At 46.5% G+C, this 21796-nt stretch carries 16 protein-coding genes; 6 read left to right on the top strand and 10 right to left on the bottom strand.

Annotated features, from left to right (window positions below; all coding sequences use genetic code 11):
• Positions 1-48: 48 nt before the first annotated feature.
• Entirely contained in the window at positions 49-1935 is a 1887-nt protein-coding gene (locus OH458_RS01145; RefSeq protein WP_269977004.1) for a methyl-accepting chemotaxis protein, read from the bottom strand.
• A gap of 443 nt (positions 1936-2378) precedes the next feature.
• Between OH458_RS01145 and OH458_RS01150 the strand changes: the two genes are divergently transcribed.
• From OH458_RS01150 to OH458_RS01160, 3 genes are all read left to right on the top strand, one after another.
• Positions 2379-4313, top strand: coding sequence for a PrkA family serine protein kinase (locus tag OH458_RS01150; protein WP_005474957.1), 1935 nt, complete (start codon positions 2379-2381; stop codon positions 4311-4313).
• A 136-nt stretch (positions 4314-4449) separates the two neighbouring features.
• On the top strand, positions 4450-5721 hold the full coding sequence (locus OH458_RS01155; RefSeq protein WP_269977005.1) for a YeaH/YhbH family protein: 1272 nt from the start codon (positions 4450-4452) through the stop codon (positions 5719-5721).
• 9 nt (positions 5722-5730) lie between these two features.
• The gene (locus tag OH458_RS01160; protein ID WP_038134212.1) at positions 5731-7269 is read left to right on the top strand and encodes a SpoVR family protein; all 1539 of its coding nucleotides are present in this window, start codon (positions 5731-5733) and stop codon (positions 7267-7269) included.
• Positions 7270-7305: 36 nt separating this feature from the next.
• Here the strand turns inward: OH458_RS01160 and OH458_RS01165 are convergent, their stop codons facing one another.
• The 6 genes from OH458_RS01165 to OH458_RS01190 all read right to left on the bottom strand — a co-directional run bounded on the left by OH458_RS01165 (position 7306) and on the right by OH458_RS01190 (position 13697).
• Positions 7306-7779 carry a GrpB family protein gene (locus tag OH458_RS01165; protein ID WP_269977390.1) on the bottom strand — a complete coding sequence of 158 codons (474 nt, stop codon included), beginning with the start codon at positions 7777-7779 and terminating at the stop codon, positions 7306-7308.
• 70 nt (positions 7780-7849) lie between these two features.
• The gene (gene kdsB / locus OH458_RS01170; RefSeq protein WP_038213726.1) at positions 7850-8602 is read right to left on the bottom strand and encodes a 3-deoxy-manno-octulosonate cytidylyltransferase; all 753 of its coding nucleotides are present in this window, start codon (positions 8600-8602) and stop codon (positions 7850-7852) included.
• The gene (locus OH458_RS01175) at positions 8602-8781 is read right to left on the bottom strand and encodes a Trm112 family protein (protein ID WP_005474972.1); all 180 of its coding nucleotides are present in this window, start codon (positions 8779-8781) and stop codon (positions 8602-8604) included. The genes kdsB and OH458_RS01175 overlap by 1 nt, the downstream gene beginning before the upstream one ends.
• Positions 8762-9769: a tetraacyldisaccharide 4'-kinase gene (lpxK, locus tag OH458_RS01180; RefSeq protein ID WP_269977006.1), complete on the bottom strand. Its 1008-nt coding sequence runs from the start codon at positions 9767-9769 to the stop codon at positions 8762-8764. Before lpxK ends, OH458_RS01175 begins: the two co-directional genes overlap by 20 nt.
• A gap of 3 nt (positions 9770-9772) precedes the next feature.
• Positions 9773-11521 carry a lipid A ABC transporter ATP-binding protein/permease MsbA gene (msbA, locus tag OH458_RS01185; RefSeq protein WP_269977007.1) on the bottom strand — a complete coding sequence of 583 codons (1749 nt, stop codon included), beginning with the start codon at positions 11519-11521 and terminating at the stop codon, positions 9773-9775.
• A 31-nt stretch (positions 11522-11552) separates the two neighbouring features.
• A complete protein-coding gene (locus OH458_RS01190; RefSeq protein ID WP_333482661.1) occupies positions 11553-13697 on the bottom strand; it encodes a DNA internalization-related competence protein ComEC/Rec2 in 2145 nt (714 codons plus the stop codon).
• A 104-nt stretch (positions 13698-13801) separates the two neighbouring features.
• Between OH458_RS01190 and OH458_RS01195 the strand changes: the two genes are divergently transcribed.
• Complete coding sequence (locus tag OH458_RS01195) at positions 13802-14332, top strand: DUF2062 domain-containing protein (RefSeq protein ID WP_269977009.1); 531 nt, start codon at positions 13802-13804, stop codon at positions 14330-14332.
• Positions 14333-14436: 104 nt separating this feature from the next.
• Here OH458_RS01195 and lolE read toward each other — a convergent pair whose 3' ends face one another.
• Genes lolE through lolC form a run of 3 tightly spaced genes read right to left on the bottom strand, consistent with a single transcriptional unit; the run spans position 14437 to position 17570 of the window.
• Positions 14437-15681 carry a lipoprotein-releasing ABC transporter permease subunit LolE gene (gene lolE / locus OH458_RS01200; protein WP_269977010.1) on the bottom strand — a complete coding sequence of 415 codons (1245 nt, stop codon included), beginning with the start codon at positions 15679-15681 and terminating at the stop codon, positions 14437-14439.
• 1 nt (position 15682) lies between these two features.
• Positions 15683-16369 (bottom strand): lipoprotein-releasing ABC transporter ATP-binding protein LolD, encoded by a 687-nt coding sequence (gene lolD / locus OH458_RS01205; protein ID WP_269977011.1) that lies wholly within the window; start codon positions 16367-16369, stop codon positions 15683-15685.
• Positions 16362-17570: a lipoprotein-releasing ABC transporter permease subunit LolC gene (gene lolC, locus OH458_RS01210; RefSeq protein WP_269977012.1), complete on the bottom strand. Its 1209-nt coding sequence runs from the start codon at positions 17568-17570 to the stop codon at positions 16362-16364. The genes lolD and lolC overlap by 8 nt, the downstream gene beginning before the upstream one ends.
• Before the next feature lie 165 nt (positions 17571-17735).
• Between lolC and OH458_RS01215 the strand changes: the two genes are divergently transcribed.
• Positions 17736-18302: a PilZ domain-containing protein gene (locus OH458_RS01215; RefSeq protein ID WP_269977013.1), complete on the top strand. Its 567-nt coding sequence runs from the start codon at positions 17736-17738 to the stop codon at positions 18300-18302.
• Between the two features lie 10 nt (positions 18303-18312).
• Entirely contained in the window at positions 18313-21774 is a 3462-nt protein-coding gene (gene mfd / locus OH458_RS01220; RefSeq protein ID WP_269977014.1) for a transcription-repair coupling factor, read from the top strand.
• Positions 21775-21796 lie beyond the last annotated feature (22 nt).

A 21796-nucleotide genomic window follows, 5' to 3' on the forward strand; every position in this document is an offset into this window, starting at 1 on the left:
CCTAACGCATAAAGAAAAGGGACCGCGCGGTCCCTTTTTTGATCTCTGTTAGCTGAGTTTAAAAGTCGCCACTTTGGCAACGAGCTCCTCTGCTTGGCTCCGAACTTGATGAGCCCCTTCTGAGCTTTGGTTCGCGCCCACCACCAATTGATCAGCCACGTCTTTGATGGACGTGATGTTCTGGGTAATTTCACTTGTCACATGGGTTTGCTCTTCAGCCGCTGTCGCTATTTGAGTGGCCATGTCGCTGATTAATGTCACCGCTGAGTTAATCTCACCCAAAGCGGCGGAAGCCTTGTCCGCATCCTCAACCGACATCCCAGCAAGTTCACCACTGCTTTCCATGATGGATACAGCCTGAGCCGTTGTGTCCTGCAATACGGCGATGGTGTTTTTGATTTCTTCCGTTGAGGAATGGGTTCGCTGCGACAACACACGTACTTCATCGGCCACCACGGCAAAGCCTCTGCCCTGCTCACCCGCTCGTGCGGCTTCAATGGCTGCGTTCAACGCAAGTAAGTTGGTCTGTTCAGCAATGCCTTGAATTGTAGACAGCACGGTTGAGATTTCTTGGCCATGTCGCTCCAAAGCGCCCACTACCTGACGAGCTGACTCCAGTTCAATCGCTAATTTATTGATCGAACCTTTCGTATTCTCAACGAGAAGGTGCCCGTTATCGGTGCTCAAAGTAGAGTCTTGAGCAGCTTGTGCGGTACGCTCAGCATGCGAGGCAATCTCTTGTGTCGCGCTCGCAAGTTCAGTTACCGCTGTCGCAACCATAGTGATTTCTTGTTGCTGATGATGAATTTCATCAACCGAACGATTCGAACGCTGGGTACTGAGCTCTGATTGCTCCGTTAACTGGTAAGACTGTTCGCGGATATGGCCAATCAATTGCTGTAAGCTGCCGACAAAGACGTTAAAGTTATGCGCCAACTTACCCACTTCATCGTTTGATTCCACATCGATTCTTTGAGTCAAATCTCCGCTACCATTCGCTATCTGCTCAAGTGCGTTAGAAACATTAGTCAACGGGCGGAACAAGATGGTACACAAGATGTTAAACAGCAGTGTACACACGACAACCACAATCCCCGTCACCAATAGCTGCCCCCAAACAGCACCAAACAAAGGTGCAACTAACGAGTCATAGTTCACAACGATCACCGTCGTAAGACCTGTCGAGCCAATCTCATTGGCATAAACCACAGACTCCTCGCCCAAAACTGTCACAAAGATGTCATGACCAGTGCTGACCGCTTTACGAATGGTGGCCTCGTCTAAACCCAAACGCGTTACGGATTCATTAAGAAGCGACGTATCCTGATGAACAAACAGATTGCCTTGTTTATTCGCAATGAACATGTACCCGTCGCCAGGCAAAATGACCTTTTCCATGCCACCCAAAATATCGGTAATTTCAACGTCCGCGCCAAGAACAACCTGCTCCCCATGCAAGTTAAGCGCTTTACCCAAAGAGACGACATTTGCGCCAGTCGCTGCGGCAACCGTTGGGTTATCCATAAACACTTTTGCCGGCTGCTTTACTGCGTTTTGATACCAACCCCACTTCCTAGGATCATCGTTGCCTGGCGGTAACACGACCCCATTCGCGTTGTTCTGGCTCCCATCAGGGTAAGCTATGAACACATTGTCAAAGCCGGCAGAATCCTTTACTTGCTTTAAATGAGTGACTATAGATTCTTTTTTCGACTCTTGAGAAAGGGAAGTTAGAGCACGTTCTTTGGACGTAATCCAATCCGCCACATATTGATTGTAAGACGATGCCGTGCTCTCTAAACGCTGTTCAACCTCAATATTGAGGCGATCAAGCGACGCTTTGAAAGACAAGCCTTCGACCAATAGTCCCCCGACTACGATGGCAACACTCGCAGATATGGCGAGTTTATTCTTCAGTGATAATTTATTTAGCATGATTCATTCGCTATTCGTTCTAGTTATTAAATAAACTTTTTAAAAGTCACAGATATTATATTTTGAGGTTAGAAATAAATAATGATCTGGCTCGAAAGTTTGCAAAACAAAGCTTGGCTATTTTGAGATAACGTTCAGTGAAAACGTGTGCACACTCAGTGTAGCAGCTAATCAGACTCATAAGCATTTCCTTCCCAGCGCTATTTTTTACCTACCATTTTCACACTACGAATGAGTTCGAGTGACATATTTGGCTACTTTATACGTAAGTAATCTCAGTAATGTAGAGAGACGCAACTGCATTTTGCTTTTCATCACAATTTGCAATTAAACACATATTTTTTAAGCAAAATTCTAAAAAGCAACTAGGCTTAAATTAGAAAGGATTTTGCTTTTCTATGCGGGTTTATTGTCAATTTGACAGGTTCAAAGGGGAATTCATTATGAGTATTTTCGACCATTTCCAAGCACGCTATGAAGCTTCCAAGGATGAACAATTGTCCCTACAAGATTTTCTTAGCCTATGTAAAGATGACAAAAGCGCTTACGCCAACGCAGCAGAGCGACTGTTGATGGCGATTGGCGAACCAGAGATCATCGATACCGCCCAAGATCCTCAACTTAGTCGTATTTTCTCCAACCGCGTCATCTCACGCTACGACACATTCAAAGATTTCTATGGTATGGAAGAAGCGATCGAACAAATCGTCTCCTACCTAAAACATGCGGCGCAAGGCCTAGAAGAGCGCAAACAAATCCTCTACCTATTAGGCCCTGTGGGCGGTGGTAAATCGTCACTTGCCGAAAAACTCAAAGCCTTGATGCAACAAGTTCCTATTTATGTGCTTTCTGCAAATGGTGAACGCAGCCCCGTCAATGACCATCCATTCTGCCTGTTTGACGTAAACGAAGACGGCGAACTGTTGAAACAAGAGTACGGCATCGAAAAACGTTACCTACGCTCAATCATGTCTCCTTGGGCGGCGAAGCGTCTTCATGAATTCGGTGGCGACATCTCGAAATTTAAAGTGGTGAAAGTACGCCCATCGATCCTTGACCAACTTGCGATTGCGAAAACAGAGCCCGGCGATGAGAACAACCAAGACATCTCTTCATTGGTAGGTAAAGTGGACATTCGCCAACTGGAACACTTCTCACAAGATGACCCAGATGCCTACAGCTACTCAGGTGCGCTGTGTCGAGCTAACCAAGGCTTAATGGAGTTTGTCGAGATGTTTAAAGCGCCTATCAAGGTGCTACACCCTCTACTTACGGCTACGCAAGAAGGCAACTACAACGGTACCGAAGGTCTCTCTGCCCTACCATTTGATGGCATGATTTTGGCGCACTCCAACGAATCCGAGTGGCAAACTTTCCGCAACAACAAGAACAACGAAGCCTTCCTAGACCGTGTTTACATCGTAAAAGTGCCTTACTGTCTACGCGTTTCTGAAGAAGTAAAAATTTACCAGAAATTGCTCGACCACTCAGAGCTGTCCAAAGCGCCTTGCTCCCCTAGCACACTCGAGCTTCTGTCTCAATTCAGTATCTTGTCGCGCCTAAAAGAGCCTGAAAACTCATCCATCTTCTCGAAAATGCGTGTTTACGATGGCGAAACACTCAAAGACACCGACCCTAAAGCGAAAAGCTACCAAGAGTACCGAGACTTCGCTGGCGTTGATGAGGGCATGTCTGGTCTCTCTACCCGTTTCGCGTTTAAGATTCTTTCTCGCGTATTCAACTTCGACCAAACCGAAGTCGCTGCTAACCCTGTTCATCTTTTCTATGTCATCGAACAGCAAATTGAGCGTGAACAGTTCCCTCAAGAAACGGCTGAGAAATACCTAGAATTCTTGAAAGGTTACTTAGTGCCTCGCTATGTCGAATTCATCGGTAAAGAGATTCAAACGGCCTACTTAGAGTCATACTCTGAGTACGGACAAAACATCTTTGATCGTTACGTCACCTACGCAGATTTCTGGATTCAAGATCAAGAATACCGTGATCCAGAAACAGGCCAGCTATTTGATCGCTCTGCATTAAACAATGAGTTAGAGAAAATCGAGAAAACCGCGGGAATCAGTAATCCTAAGGATTTTCGAAATGAAATCGTCAACTTTGTGCTCCGTGCTCGCGCTAACAACAACGGTCAAAATCCTGTTTGGACTAGCTACGAGAAACTGCGCACGGTTATCGAGAAGAAGATGTTCTCTAACACTGAAGAGCTATTGCCAGTGATTTCCTTTAACGCCAAAACTTCGTCTGAAGATCAAAAGAAACACGACGACTTTGTCGCTCGTATGATGGAGAAAGGGTATACCGAGAAACAAGTGCGTCTGTTGTCTGAGTGGTACTTGCGCGTACGTAAGTCTTCTTAAAACAACGATGCAGCCAAATCCTTCACCAATTGAAGGATGCCAATGACTTACCTGCCAGAGAACATCTGGCAGGCATTTGGATGCAAGATAGATTCGTTGAAGCTTATTGTTTCACGGTGCAGATAAGGGGTGACTCATGGCGCAATTTATTGACCGAAGACTGAACGGCAAGAATAAAAGTGCTGTAAACCGCCAGCGCTTTTTACGCCGACATAAAGAGCAGATTAAAGAATCTGTTGCAGACGCGGTGAATCGCCGCTCCATTACCAATACAGAGACCGGCGAAGACGTCTCTATTCCTCACAAAGACATCAAAGAACCCGTGTTTCATCAAGGTAAAGGCGGGTTAAAAGAGCGCGTTCATCCCGGCAATGATCAGTTCATTACCGGTGATAAAATTGAACGTCCAAAAGGAGGCGGTCAAGGAGGAGGTTCGGGCGAAGGCGAGGCCAGCCCCGATGGCGAGGGGCAAGATGAATTTGTATTTCAAATATCTAAGGATGAGTACCTGGATATTCTCTTTGAAGACCTCGAATTACCTAACCTAGAAAAGAATCAAATCGCAAAAATTACCGAATGGAAAACGCACCGAGCGGGTTACCAAACCGCAGGTGTTCCAGCCAATATTGCGATCGTAAAATCACTTCAGCAATCCCTAGCGCGTCGAACCGCAATGACAGCTGGGAAGCGAAGAATGCTTAGAGAGTTAGAAGACGAGCTCGATAAAGTCAAAATGAGCGAACCTGCTCAACTTCTAGAAGAGCAACGTTTACAAGACGAAATCAAAGCGCTGCGACACAAGATTGATACGGTGCCCTTTATTGATACCTTCGATCTGCGCTTTAAGAACTATGAACGAAGACCGATTCCATCTAGCCAAGCCGTCATGTTCTGCTTAATGGACGTATCGGGTTCAATGGACCAAGCAACAAAAGACATCGCAAAACGGTTTTACGTACTGCTTTATCTGTTCCTAACCCGAACCTACGAAAATGTCGAAGTGGTTTTCATCCGCCACCATACACAAGCGAAAGAAGTCGATGAACATGAGTTCTTTTATTCGCAAGAGACCGGGGGAACCATTGTCTCCAGTGCACTTAAGTTGATGAACGAGATAGTCGCTGAACGCTTCCCTGTCGGTGAATGGAACATTTATGCCGCGCAAGCCTCAGATGGCGATAACTGGGCGGACGATTCGCCTCGCTGTCGTGAACTACTGACAAAAAAACTACTACCTAACTGTCAATACTACTCGTACATCGAAATTACTCGACGCTCACATCAAACCTTGTGGCATGAGTATGAAAAACTCGCAGGAGACTTTCCGAATTTCGCAATGAAAAACATTCGTGCGGTTGAGGACATTTTCCCTGTATTCCGCGAGCTGTTCCAAAAAGAGACCGCTTAGGGGGCAAATATGACTACCAAGACAAAAAAGCCAACAAAAAGCAAAGCGCTGCCTGACGGCCCTGATTGGACGTTTGAATTACTTGACCGCTACCACAAAGAGATAAAACGCGTTGCGGATCATTACAGGCTTGACGCATACCCTAACCAAATTGAAGTCATCACTTCTGAACAAATGATGGATGCGTACTCAAGTATTGGTATGCCAATCAACTACAACCATTGGTCATTTGGTAAGAAGTTCATTCAAACGGAGCAAGGCTACAAACATGGTCAGATGGGTCTTGCGTATGAGATCGTCATTAATTCCAATCCTTGTATTGCCTATCTGATGGAAGAAAACACCGTGACCATGCAAGCGCTTGTCATGGCGCACGCTTGCTACGGCCACAATTCATTCTTCAAAGGTAATTATCTTTTCCAAACCTGGACTGATGCTAGCTCAATTATTGATTACCTTCTGTTCGCCAAAAAGTACATTGCTGAGTGTGAGCAAAAATATGGAGAGAAAGAGGTCGAAGAGTTACTCGATTCTTGCCATGCGCTGATGAATTTTGGTGTCGATCGTTACAAGCGACCTGAAAAGATCTCAATCGCAGAAGAGAAGTCTCGACAAGAAGAACGCGAGGCGTACTTGCAATCTCAAGTGAATGATCTTTGGCGCACGGTGCCAAAGTCGACGGTCGAGCAAGAAGATCAAAAGGTTCGTTTCCCAAGCGAGCCTCAAGAGAACATTCTCTACTTTATCGAAAAACATGCGCCACTGCTTGAATCTTGGCAACGTGAGATCGTGCGTATTGTGCGCAAGATAAGCCAGTATTTCTATCCACAAAAACAAACTCAGGTGATGAACGAAGGCTGGGCGACGTTTTGGCACTACACCATCCTCAATCATCTCTACGACGAAGGATTGGTGACGGATAGATTTATCTTAGAGTTTCTTCACAGCCATACCGGTGTGGTTGCTCAGCCTCCATACAATAGCCCTTACTTCAGTGGCATTAACCCTTATGCTTTGGGCTTCGCTATGTTTAGGGATATTCGACGAATTTGTGAAGAGCCAACCGATGAAGACAGGGAGTGGTTCCCTGAATTGGCTGGGACAGACTGGCTAGATGCTGTTCACTTTGCAATGCAAAACTTCAAAGATGAGAGCTTCATCAGTCAATATCTGTCTCCAAAGCTGATGCGAGATTTTAAGCTGTTTGCCATCGTCGATGATGATCGCAAGAACTATATCGAGGTTGCTGCGATCCATAACGACTCAGGCTATCGCGCGATCCGCGAGAAACTCGCCGCTCAGTACAACCTGAGCAATCTAGAGCCGAATATCCAAGTGTTTAACGTTGATGTGCGAGGCGATCGCTCCTTAACACTCCAATATGTACCACACGATCGCATTCCTCTAGATGAGAGCTACGATGAAGTGCTCAAACACCTGTATCGACTATGGGGCTTTGACATTATTTTGGAAGAGGTAAAAGAGACCGGGAGACGTGAAATTCTCAGCACTTGTCCTAAACGTAATGATTATGACGCGAAGATTTAATCAATCTCCATGACTAAAGGCCGGCGACGGCCTTTTTTATTGGCTGGAAAGTACACCTTCGATAAAGGCCGATTTTTTCTCTCGATAAGCGTTTACTTCCAACCCTTCACACTCGCGTTTTAAAGAATTGTATTCAGCTACCAATGAAGGATTTTCTCTCAATTTGTCTCGAAAGGTTAGAAAGCATTCAAACTCAGACCCTAGCTCGACCACTTGTAAGGCAACGTCTTGCTCGTTTGTTGATTCCAACATGCAAAGTTGATGAGTACGGAGTGTGTCTCGTTTCTCCTCAAACCCAAGCTGTTTCAGCGCACTAACTGAACGCTCCAGTTGCTGTTTGTCCACACCAACAAAAATGTCCAGATCTCCTTTAGAGACCGCCTGTGGAATCGATGATGCTCCAACGTGCTCTATTCGCGCATCAGGTAGCAGAGTTTTAATTTTGGACCTGTAGGCTTGGTACACTGCTTCACAGTCACTTTGATACGCTTCAGGAGGTAAGAACTTCATCATTTTATCGACCCTTGATAAGCAAAAAGCGCCTGATGAATATCAACAGACGCTTTCTTAATTCTGACTATTATCGACGAGCGATGAGTTCTCTCACCACTTCCAAGTCTTCTGGGGTGTCAACGCCAGCAGCCGGCGATTCCTTCGCAACTTCGACATGGATTTTTTCACCATACCAAAGAACACGCAGTTGCTCTAAGCACTCAATTTTTTCAAGCGCTGTCGGCTGCCAATTGATGTAGGTATTAATAAACCCGGCTCGGTACGCGTAGATTCCAATGTGACGCATGAGCGGCTGCTTAATCACTTTATTTTCAGCGGCAAAGCTATCGCGATCCCAAGGAATCGTGGCTCGACTAAAGTACATGGCATAGCCATCTTTATCCGTCAGAACCTTTACTGCATTGGGATTAAAGACTTCTGCCTCATCTTCAATTTCAACCGCCAGTGTTGCCATAGGCGCGCTACAGTTAGCCAGATTATCAGCCACCTGACGAATAATGCTCGGTGGGATTAGAGGCTCATCACCTTGGACATTCACAACGATGTGATCATCAGGAATCGCCATCAGCTCAACAACTTCCGCTAAGCGTTCAGTGCCGGATTCGTGATTCGGCGATGTCATGCAAACTTGGCCGCCAAACCCTTGAACTGCACTCTCGACGCGCTTATCGTCCGTCGCAATAATAACGTTCTCAGCACCCGCTTGAATAGCCTGCTCATACACCCACTGGATCATTGGTTTCCCGCCGATATCTGCCAGTGGTTTACCTGGTAAGCGCGTCGATTGATAACGCGCAGGAATGACGACAGTAAACGACATTAGCGCCCCTCATCCATACTCATTTGACGAGCCTCTGGCTCAAGTAGCACAGGAATCCCTTCTTTAATAGGGTAAGCTAAGCGGTCCAGCTTACAGATCAACTCTTGCTTGTCCTTATCAAAAGTTAACTTACCTTTACATACTGGACATGCCACGATTTCAAGCAGACGGTGATCCATACGTTTCCTTAACCTCTTTTATTTTATTCAAAATGCGACTCTTGTCTGCGGAAGAGAAACAGGCGGTTACGGGTAAGTACCACCAATTTTCTTTCGCATAGTGGGCACATTTTACTGCATCTTTTTCTGTCATTATAAGATGATCGCCTCGGTTGGCGAGAACATCTAACTCTGACTGTTCAAAATCTTTATGATCCGCAAATCCTTGCGTGTAAACAAGTTTTGCATCAAGTTGCTTTAGCGTAGTAAAAAACCTCGGAGGGTGACCAATTCCCGCCATTGCAACCAGCTTGTCTAGCGCAGAGACTTGCTCACTTTGACCGCTATTTAGGTTGACGGCATTCGCTGGTTCAAGCGTCATCGATATCTCACCATACTCGGCTTCACCGCCATTCGTGATGATAAAGTCGACTTGCTTGAGGCGTTCGGTACCTTCTCTTAGCGGCCCTAAGGGAATCAAAGATTCATTACCAAAACGGCGCTTCCCATCCACAACCACAATCTCTATATCGCGTTGCAGTGCATAATGTTGAAGCCCATCATCCGTGATAATGATATCGACCCCTAATGGCAACAGCGCTTTAACGGCATCACTTCGCACAGGTGAAACAGCAACCGGCGCTCCTGTCCGTTTGTGGATAAGCTTCGGCTCATCCCCACAGTGTCGTGTCGAAGTGGCATCATCAACAACCAAAGGATAATGGGGAGCTTTCGCCCCATATCCGCGTGAGACAACACCAGGCTCGAATCCCATTGCTTGCAGTTGCTCAACCAACCAAATAACCACCGGTGTTTTACCATTACCACCAGCGGTTATGTTGCCCACTACAACCACAGGAACAGGTGCACGATAACTTGGCTTTTGACCTGATTCAAACTTGGACCTTCTCGCACAGCTGATTGCAGAAAACAGCAAGCTCAATGGCCATAACAATGGCCAGAGTAAATACTTTATCGGGTGATTCTCAAACCAGATTTTTTCAATCACTGGTTAACCACCAAACTGAATTCTATGCAGTTGAGCGTACGCCCCATCCTTTTCGATAAGCGTCTGATGATCGCCACGCTCTACGATTTCACCTTCATCAACCACTAGGATTTCATCCGCTTTCTCGATAGTCGACAATCGATGGGCAATAACAAGAACCGTCTTGTTCTTTTGCAACTCATCCAATGCTGATTGAATCGCTTTTTCAGACTCGGTATCCAAGGCCGAGGTTGCTTCGTCAAGAATCAGAACCGGAGCATCTCGTAGCAAGGCACGTGCAATCGCAATACGTTGACGTTGACCACCAGAAAGGCTTGCACCATTCTCGCCGACCATAGTATCCAAACCTTCATCGAGCTTATCAATGAAGTCCATCGCGTGCGCAAGCTTGGCTGCGTGCTCAATTTGCTCGCGGCTATACTCGCCGTTTGTCGCATACGCGATGTTATTGGCGATCGTATCGTTGAATAGGTGGACGTTTTGTGACACGAGTGCGAAATGGGAACGTAAGTTACTGAGTTTATAGTCACGAATATCACGACCATCGAGCAAAATACTGCCAGAGTCATAGTCATAGAAGCGAGTAAACAAGTTGGCGATGGTACTCTTACCCGAGCCCGATCGCCCAACAAGCGCTACAGTCTTGCCCTGTGGAATCTTAAAGCTGACATGATTTAAAGCGGGCTTCTCTTTACCGAGATATGTAAAGGTAACATCTTTAACTGCAACGTCGCCGCGAACATTAGTGGCTTCGTACTGCCCCTTATCAACCTCGGTGTCCATATCCATCAAGGCAAATAGCGTCTGGCTCGCTGCCATACCGCGCTGGAACTGTGAAACCACATTGGTGATTGCTTTCAGAGGGCGCATTAAGCCGAACATCGCAGAGAAAATTACCGTGAATGTACCTGGTGTGAGCTGGTTACGGATCTCATCGAAACTTGCAAGGAAAAGCACAGCAACCAAGGCGAGAGATGCGATCATTTGCGTCACTGGATTCGCAATCGCATGCGCAGTCACAAACTTCATTGACTGCTGTCGCATTTGGTTACTCACCTTATTGAAGCGCTCACGCTCAATTTCATGACCACCATAGCTCAACACTACTTTGTGGCCTTTCAGCATCTGTTCTGCAGATGCTGCGACCTTACCCATCGCCGTTTGCATGTTTTTACTGATTCGACGATAACGCTTCGAAACAATACCAATCACCCAAGCCACGATCGGTGCAACAACGAGCAGCACTAAAGACAACTGCCAACTGTTCCAGAACATTAAAACCAATAGGCCGATGATACTTGCCCCTTCACGGACAATACTCACTAACGCTTTACTGGTTGCTGCTGATACTTGCTCAGAGTCATAAGTAATGCGCGACAACAAAGCCCCGGGAGTTTCTTTATCAAAATAGCTCACCGGCATATGCATGAAATGATTGAATATCATTCGTCGCATCTGCATGACGACATTACCAGACACCCAGCTCAAACAGTAGGTTGAAACAAAACTAGTAACGCCTCGTGCAAACATAGCCCCGAGAATGATTAGCGGAAGGATTTTAAGGAAATTAGACTCTGTGTTACCAAAGCCTTCATCTAATAAAGGCTTTAGCAAAGAAACCATATAAGTATCAGCAACAGCATTCAACACTAATGCTATAACAGCAACAACGAGGCCCTTTTTGTATAAGCGAATATAAGTCCATAGGCGCTTAAAGGTATTCCACGTAGTTTCATCTTTATCGATTGACATAAAACGGCTTATTTTTCTTACAATAATCTTCCTATTCTACTCCCTTGCGTAGCATCTGCCTATACCAAGCTTGGCCTTTACTCTCCCTCAACTGAACGACACTGCGTCCACTTGAATAAAAATTAATCACCACTTGACCAGAGTGCCCGGTATCTATCCAATCCGCACCTTGTTTTCGGTAGCGTTCCACCACTTCTTGATTTGGTAAATTCCAACGCCCACGATACGATGTTGAGGCGATAGCTAAGTTAGGATTCGCCGCAAGAATAAAAGAATCCGTTGACGATGTTTTACTGCCATGATGAGGAACAATCACGATATTGGACGCGAGCGCGTCAGGGTTTCTAATCAACAACCACTCAGCAATTTGCTCAATATCACCAGTAAGCAACACACTTTGTTTGTTCACTCTATGAGTCAACTTGATAACACAAGAGTGCGGATTGTAGGCTCGTTCGACAATTTTGGGAGGCCAGAGCGCTTGTATCTCTAACTCGCCCCATTGCCACGTTTCTCCCACTATGCAGTCGAGACTATTACTCAATCGCTGACTTGCAATAACCCGATCCGGTTGCCAGCGTTGGAGAATCGCCCCTATCCCACCTGCGTGGTCATTGTCAAAGTGACTGAGCACCACAACGTCCAGCACCTCAATCCCTTTTGCTTCCATCAGTGGCGTAATCAACTGCTCAGCATAGTTTGACTGTTGCCATGCGGCGCCGGTGTCATAAAGTAGTGCTCGCTCTCCCTGCACGGCCAAAATCGCCAGCCCATGACCCACATCGAGAATGCTTAACTGCCAATCAGGCTTCGGACGCCAGAATACCGTGAATAAAACGAAACTGAGCGCAAAAAGAACGATCCCAAAACGAGTCAACCAAGGAAGCATTAAAATAAAACACGCCAACACTATTAAGATAGTGATCTCTTGGCTGGACAGGGAAAACCAGGTATCTCCCGCCCATACGCTTGACGCCACGACGACGGATAACGCCCAATCAACCGTTCCCCAAATCGTAGCGTCAACGTAGCCAAACAATGAGACTACTGCAGCTATGAACGTGGCTGGCATGACGACAAACGAAAACCATGGGACAAAGACTAAATTGTACCCAATTGCGCTGATGCTTATCCCTCCAAATACCACCGCAACAGGAAGGCTCATGCATATCACGATGAAGGTCTGCATCAATACGTTGTTCACAACACCGTGACGATAGGTCGAGCGAATAGAGAGAAACAGTAATATCGCAGCCACAGCATACATTGATAACCAAAGGCTTGGGTCGAGCGCAGACTGAGGCCACAACGTTAATAAAAACGCCAAGACGATTAACCATCGACTGAGTTTAGAAAGGTGTGTTCGAATTAAAACCTGACTGCACATCAATAAACACATGATCAAAGCTCTTACCGTTGGAATCGAGAATCCAGCAAGGTAAGCATAACCAAATGCAATCACCGCCCCTATAAAAATAGGCGCGTTGGTCATTTTCGGTGAAGCAACTAATAGTAGTCGACCAACGGCCCAACCAAACGAAAACATGATCCCAATATGTAGACCGGATATCGCAACCAGATGACTTAACCCACTGTGCTGCAGTTGTTGATTAACACTGTCAGGAATTTTATCGCGGGTGCCAAAAAGAAGAGCAAGGATAAGACCTCGATTGCCTGTAGAGAGTGTATGAGTCGAGATCGTCTGAAACAACCTTTCCCTCAATGAGCCTTGATCGATAACCCAAAAGCTAGAGCTGTTTTTTATCTTAGCGTGACCAAGGATGCCTTGAGCGTACGCGTAGCGCTCTTTATCAAAACCCGTTTCATTCAATTGCCCTGATATGGGCTGTATCGAGACTTTTCCACCAATAACCTGACCTAAACTTAATGCAATTGGCGACGTAACCCAAACCGTTGGCTGCTCATAGGCGAACAACTTTTCGCCATTAATTGATCTAACCACTGCTGTTCCGTGAAAGCCGTGACTTATTTGTTTAAAAAAGCTGTCAACCTGTGCATTTATGGTAATATCCGAACCTGCTTTAAAAAGCTCATCGGTATTATGGCGGACAAGATTTCCGTGTATCAGCACCACCAAGCAGGCAAGAGATAATCCGAATAAAAAGGAATATTTTCGATTGCACAGCGATAAGGCAATCAAGCCAATACACGGCAATACCCAATACCAGCTTGGCATCCTCGTCCAATACATGGCGGAGACGATAACCAAAGAGTACGAAGCAAGCGTCCAGTAATTTAAGTAGAGAGTCATAGTCCCCAATGCCAAGAAAGTTCATCAAACGCTTTATGCCAGACCACGAAGTCATTAAGCGTCAAAAAGCACTCAAAATCTTTGGCAACGTGCTGTACAACCCCAACCTTTGGTGCCTCAACCGTCGTTCGGCGGCAGGTGCGTTCGCAGTTGGACTATTTATGGCGTTTGTTCCGCTTCCTAGCCAAATGATCATGTCGGCTGGTCTCGCCATTGCGTGCGGTGTCAATCTGCCTCTGTCTGTCGCACTGGTTTGGGTCAGTAACCCAATTACTATGCCGGTCCTTTTCTACTTTGCTTACAAAGTCGGCGCTTTGGTGATGCATGTTCCACCTCAACCGTTCCATTTTGAATTGTCATGGGAATTTATTCTCCACCAAATGAACACCATTGGTCCCCCTTTTCTACTTGGGTGCCTAATTTGCGGTGTGGTCTCGGCGATAGTTGGATTTTTCGGTATTAAAGCACTTTGGCGATATTCCGTAGTCCGAAGCTGGCAGAAGCGAAAAATAAGATTAGGTGGGCTGTTGAAGAAGTAAAGTGGCAAACCAACGCTTTACAGCGCCTCACAAAGCCAGATGTAACTGATAAAAATGATATGTATGAAAAAGGACCTTTACGGTCCTTTTTCATTGGAGAACGATTATTTCGAGCTTAGCACCGCAGCGGGGTTTAACTTGCTCGCTCGAGAGGCAGGATACCAAGTGGCCAGTAGGCTAAGAACGATGGCGGTCAGCGACACCAAGAGCACATCGGCAAGATTGACCTGAGAAGGTAAAAAATCGACAAAGTAAATGTCTCCCGATAAGAACTGATGACCAATCAAGCCCTCTAATCCTTTTATCAACTCAGTCAAATTGAACGCGATCAATACACCAATAACACTACCGACAATACTACCTAACACGCCGGAAAATACCCCCTGCCAGACAAAGATACGTTTCACTAAACCGTCTGTTGCACCCATAGTACGTAAAATCGCGATCTCTGAGGCACGATCTTTCACCGCCATCATTAATGTCGAGACGATATTAAAACTTGCCACACCAATAACAAGCACCATCACTAGATACATAATGGTTCTGACCAGTTGAATATCTCGGTAAAGAAATCCATATTTTTGCTGCCAACTACGAAGGTAAACGTACTCATCTAGCGTGTTTCCTACTTCGCGTATAATTTGGGTTGCATCTAACACATCGGTCACTTTCAGCGCTACTCCCGACACCGCCGAACCCAATTTGGCATAAAGCTGCGCATCTTCGAGGGGAACCAACGCCAAACTATGGTCAATCTGGCCATTGAGCGTTAACAATCCAGCGACTTGAACTCGAACGCGCTTTGGCGCTTGCACTTTGGCCGTCGCACCGCTAGTTGGGATCATCAGGGTCAGAAAATCCCCGACATTCACGTTCAACAGGTCTGCGATACCCTTACCCAAAATCACTTGTTTCTTTCCGGGGGTAAACTGCTGCCATACGTCTGAATCAATGTAATGACTAAGATTAGACACCTTCGATTCCAGTTTAGGATCAACCCCACGAACCTCTATCGCTTTAAGCTGTTGCCCTTTTTCCGCCAATGCGGTTAGCTTCACGAACGGCGCTACCGCTTCCACTTTAGGATGCAATTGGGACTGTTGAACCACTGATTTCCACTCTTGAATAGGCCCGCGAACCCCTTCAAATTCTCCGTGAGAAATCACCGATAAGACGCGATCTTTTAGCTCTCGCTCAAAGCCGTTCATCGCAGAGAGACCAATAATGATCACAGCGACCCCGACGGTAATACCGATGGTGGATGACAAAGAAATAAACGACACCATTTTGTTGCGCTGCTTGGCGCGGCTAAATCGGCCACCAATAAAAAGTGATAAAGAAGAGAACAAACTAAGCCTCCTCGACATTGAGCAATAGCCCATCTTGCATATGCAGTTGGCGATCCATTTTGCTCGCCAGTTCCCCATCATGCGTCACGACTAAAAAGGCCGTCCCAGACTCTCGATTTAACTCTCGCATCAAATCATAGATAGACAGAGCGGTTTTATGATCCAAATTACCCGTCGGTTCATCGGCAAGAACAAGGTCCGGACTGTTCACTAAGGCTCTCGCAATCGCAACACGCTGACGCTCACCGCCAGAAAGCTCGGCAGGTCGATGATCAACTCGATGACTTAACCCAACTTTTTCAAGTAGTGCTTGCGCTTTCGCTTTTGCATCAGCGACTTTTTCGCCGCCAATCAGCAAAGGCATCGCCACATTTTCAAGGGCACTGAAATCGGCGAGTAGATGGTGAAACTGATAGACAAAACCCAAGTGGCGGTTACGCAATTTTGCCTGTTTATTTGAACTCAAGTACGCCAGATCTTGACCAAGAAAACTCACGCTGCCTTCTGTCGCATCATCAAGCGCGCCCAATATATGGAGTAACGTACTCTTACCCGATCCCGAAGAACCAATGATCGAAGCCAACTCACCTTTTTTAAGCTCGAAGCTCACGCCTTTTAATACCTGAGTATCCAACGCGCCTTCTCGGTACGTTTTACAAATGTTGTGACACTGAAGAAGGTTACTCATATCTCAAAGCCTCGGCCGGTTTAACAGAAGATGCACGGTAAGAAGGGAACAATGTCGCAAGCAGACTGAGTGCAATAGCCAACACGACAACGATCGAAATTTGCAAAGGGTTGATTAACACAGGTAACTCGCCACCAACAGAGAAAAGCGCGATTCCTGCGCTCTCCAGTAGTGTGTTCAAATTAGAGGCAAGCAGCACACCTAAACCACCACCAAACAGCGCGCCAATCACGCCACTACTTGCACCTTGTACCATGAAGATGGTCAGCACTTGGTTGTCCGACATGCCTTGGGTTTTAAGTATCGCCACTTCAGATTGCTTCTCCATGACGACCATTATCAGCGCCGAGATAATGTTGAACGCGGCAACGCCAACAATAAGCCCCAGCATCAAACCCATCATATTTTTTTCCATTCTCACTGCTTGGAAAAGTTCACCGCGCTGATCTCGCCAATCTTGCCATTGCCAACCCTCTGGCAATGGTTGCTCACTCAACTGCGCCACCACAAAAGGGTCATTGAAGAACAAACGCCAGCCAGTCATGGTATCGTTTTTCATTCGATTGAGTTTCGCGGCGTCATCGATGTGGGTAAGCATCAATAGCCCATCGACATCAGAGCCTGTGTTGTATATACCCGCAATCGTAAAAATACGTTGGCTAGGCATTCGTCCAAGTGGAGTAAACTGGCTAGCACTGGTGACCATCAAACGCACTTTGTCGCCAACGGAGACGTCCATTGACCGCGCTAAAGTGTGGCCAATGAAAAGCTGATATTTGCCTGCTTCCATCGCAGCAAGTCGGCCTGCAATCATATGGTCTTCTATCGGGTCATGATCGCTCGGTTTAATGCCAATCAAAAGCCCAGCACTAAGCTGCGAAGCACTTTGGATAACCGCTTCAGATTGCACGATCGGCTCTGGATGTGCCGCTGTAGAAAGCTCAGAGACAAATTCTGGGGCAACACTTTGGCGATGAGTCTTGCCATCAACTCCTGATACGATGGCTTGCGGCAAAACGCCAAGGATGCGACTCTTGAGCTGAGCTTCAAACCCATTCATAACAGAAAGAACCGTCACCAACGACATCACACCGATCGTGATGCCCGCCGTAGACATATAAGAAACAAATCGACTGAATCTATCGCCGGAGCGCCCTCTTAGGTAACGCAAGCCGATAAAGGCTGAAACCGGATGAAACATAAAATAAACCAATAATGTTTGATAGCGGGTAATGTACCGATTTATCGCTCTGGGTTGTAGCCCTTAATTGCTAATAAGTCGTCAAAATATGTGATAAACAATGACATACCTTGATTACTTGCGTGGTATGACGATAATCAAGATGTTAGTTAAAGGAAACTCAGAATGCCTGATCAAGAATATTTCACCGTTCATCATCGAATGACGGTTAACGTAGAGCCGTTAGCACAAGGGCAATCCCTGCCTACTTATGAACAATTTGAGAGTGAAATTCCCGCGCCTTTTTTGGTCGCCAGCGAGTTCAGTCAACTTGATTTACTCAACGACAGCGCCCGTTCTGAGCTAAACAACAGTGACTTTAAACACGTCATCGAACTTCTAGATACCCAAAATTCAAAGCTAAACTTGCTTCTCACGTTTATGCTCTCCCAGCAAGATAACGAAACTTACCGCCACCAAACTGTCTCCTTTGGCGCGAGCTTATTTCGTTATCTCACTTCCACGCCACTGAGCGTCGATCAGACCGTGAGAGCCAAACTGTTTTTGGATCATCCTGCCGCAGCGATTTACAGTTATGGCCATGTTGTAGAGTGCGAAGCTCAAGATGAACAGTTTTTAGTCACCATTAAATATGACCGCTTACGTGATATAGACGAAGATCTATTAATCAAAGCCGCACTCTATCAGCAGCAAAAAATGCTGCGTCAGCGTTCACTGAATCGAGACAAATAAACACACCACTATGTCTGATAGCACTCTTTTCCATCTGGCTAACGCAACCGGAGCCGGAGATAAAAAACACGTCGGTAATCTACAAGGCGCTAGCCTAGCGCTCGCGATAGCAGAGCTTGCCGAGCAACACACTAGCCATACCTTATTGGCGGTACCTGATCCTCAAACCGCGCTCAAGTTGCTCCAAGAAATCGAGCAGTTTACCGACCAAGATGTCGCAATTTTCCCAGATTGGGAGACCTTGCCGTACGATAACTTTTCACCGCATCAAGAAATCATTTCCGATCGCATCGCACGTTTGTACCAACTGCCAACACTGAGCAGCGGTATCACCATCGTGCCCGTGAGCACGCTGCTGCAAAGACAGTCTCCGCGTGACTATTTGATGCAACATACCTTGATGGTGAAAGTCGGTGATTTGTTCTCACTTGAGAAGCTGCGCATACAGTTAGAGAAATCTGGCTATCGAAACGTTGATCAGGTCTTCGGCCCAGGAGAATACGCAAGTCGAGGATCTATTCTCGATCTCTTCCCTATGGGTTCCAATGACCCATTTCGAATTGACTTCTTCGATGATGAAATTGATACGATTCGTACCTTTGATCCTGAAAATCAACGCTCCATCGATGATGTCCAAGAGATTAGACTGCTTCCCGCTCATGAGTTTCCAACCACAGAAAGCGCGATTGAAGATTTTAGAATCCGTTGGCGTCAACGCTTTGAAGCAAGACGCGAACCTGAATCCGTCTATATGCAAGTTTCAAAAGGAACATGGCCAGCCGGTATCGAATATTGGCAGCCGCTCTTTTTTGAGCAAACAGAGACGCTCTTTGATTACATTGCGGATGACAGTCAGATCATTACCGTTGGGGATATTGAGTCTGCGATTGAAACCTTCCTCGCCGATGTTGATTACCGCTATGATCAGAGAAAAGTGGACCCGCTTCGTCCACTCTTGCCTCCAGACGAGTTGTGGTTAAAGAAAGACGAGCTGTTTAGCCATATTAAGCAGCTTCCGCACCTCTTGCTGTCCAGCGATGCAATCGTTGAGAAACAGGGGCGAGTCAACCCAAGCGTTCAACCCTTGCCTGATTTAGCCGTCCAGCACCAAAACAAGGAACCGATGGCTGCGCTGCGCCAGTTCAGTGAAAACTACACCGGTAGGATTGTCTTTTCTGTGGAATCAGAGGGACGCCGAGAAGCGTTACTTGAACTGCTACAACGCATAAAACTTCGCCCAGTCGAGTACCCTAACTTTAAAAGTGCTCTTGTCGGCAAAGATAAGTTTTCGCTGGTACTTGGGGCCGCTGAACATGGTTTCCTCTATGGAGACAGCCAAGTTGCGCTGATTTGTGAAAGTGATTTGCTCGGCGATCGTGTAATACAACGTCGCCGCAAAGACCGTAAGACCACCAACAGTGACGCTGTCATTCGTAACCTAGCGGAGCTCAAGCCAGGTCAACCTGTCGTTCACATTGATCACGGTATTGGCCGCTACATTGGTCTGCAAACTCTCGAAGCTGGCGGCATGACCACCGAGTACGTGACGCTTGAATACCAAAACGACGCGAAACTGTATGTTCCTGTCGCCTCACTCAACCTGATTAGCCGCTATTCTGGTGGCGCCGAAGAGAGCGCGCCACTTCATAAACTGGGTGGTGAAGCCTGGGCTAAAGCAAGGCGTAAAGCCGCAGAAAAAGTCCGAGATGTAGCCGCTGAACTTTTAGATGTGTACGCCAAGCGCGAACTCAAGCCCGGTTACAAGTTTGAGCTTGATCGTGGCCAGTACGCAACCTTCAAAGCAGGATTCCCCTTTGAAGAGACCGACGACCAGAAGATGGCCATTAACGCCGTTATGTCGGATATGTGCCAGGCCAAAGCTATGGACCGATTAGTGTGTGGTGATGTCGGGTTTGGCAAAACGGAAGTCGCGATGCGTGCTGCGTTTCTCGCTACCGACAACGGTAAACAAGTCGCAGTACTTGTTCCAACAACACTGCTCGCTCAGCAACACTTTGAGAACTTCCGCGATCGCTTTGCCAACCTTCCAATCCGTGTTGAAGTTCTCTCGCGCTTTAAAACCGCGAAAGAGCAAAAGCAAGTTCTCCAAGACATTGAAGAAGGCAAAGTTGACTTGGTGGTCGGTACTCACAAGCTCTTGTCCAATGACATAAAGTTCAAAGATCTCGGCCTGCTGATCGTTGATGAGGAGCACCGCTTTGGGGTACGTCAGAAAGAAAAAATGAAAGCCATGCGTGCTGATGTCGACATTCTGACCCTAACTGCGACACCGATTCCGCGAACACTCAACATGGCAATGAGTGGAATGCGCGATCTATCTATAATTGCAACGCCACCAGCCCGACGTCTGGCGATCAAAACCTTTGTTCGGCAAAGTGATGATGCCGTTGTTCGCGAAGCGGTCTTACGTGAAATTATGCGTGGTGGACAAGTTTACTTCCTACACAATCAGGTAGAAACCATCGAGAAAGTGGCCGCAGATTTAGAGAAGTTGATTCCCGAAGCGCGAGTGACGGTCGCCCATGGTCAAATGCGAGAGCGCGAACTCGAACGCATCATGAATGATTTCTACCACCAACGTTTTAACTTATTGGTATGTACCACAATCATTGAGACGGGTATCGATGTGCCGACGGCCAATACCATCATCATGGATCGCGCTGACAACTTAGGCCTTGCACAACTTCATCAGCTACGTGGTCGTGTGGGTCGTTCACATCATCAAGCCTATGCTTACTTACTTACTCCACATCCGAAAGCGATGACAAAAGATGCCATTAAGCGTCTTGATGCCATTGCCTCACTGGAAGATCTTGGCGCAGGCTTTACATTGGCAACTCACGACTTAGAAATTCGTGGTGCTGGTGAGTTATTAGGTGATGAGCAAAGCGGGCAAATTCAGTCTATCGGCTTTACCCTCTACATGGAGATGCTTGAGCAAGCGGTCGAAGCACTCAAAGAAGGCAAAGAGCCATCACTCGATGATCTCTTAAGAGAACAGACAGAAGTTGAAATGCGCTTACCCGCACTGCTTCCTGATGACTACATACCAGACATCAATACTCGCCTATCGATGTACAAACAAATCGCGAGTGTTGAAAGTAAACAAGAGCTCGATGACCTCAAGGTTGAGTTAATTGATCGCTTCGGTTTGCTTCCTGATGCTGCCAAAAACTTACTCTCTGTTGCTGATCTGAAGCTTATCGCTGCTGATCTCAAAGTGAAGAAGATTGAAGCGCATGACAAAGGCGGTTATATCGAGTTCTATCCGGACGCTGACATTAACCCAATGTATCTGGTTAAACTATTGCAGTCCCAGCCACAAAAATTTGCCATGGAAGGACCCACTAAGTTTAAGTTTACGGTACCATTGGTCGATAGACGCAAAAGAATCCAATTTATTGGCGATATGTTGGATGAGTTCCAACAGAACCTTTTACCAAAAGCCTAGCGATAAGGCTGATTAATTTTCC

This window comes from Vibrio sp. MarTm2, from assembly GCF_027587055.1.
Taxonomy (GTDB): Bacteria; Pseudomonadota; Gammaproteobacteria; order Enterobacterales; family Vibrionaceae; genus Vibrio; species Vibrio sinaloensis_D.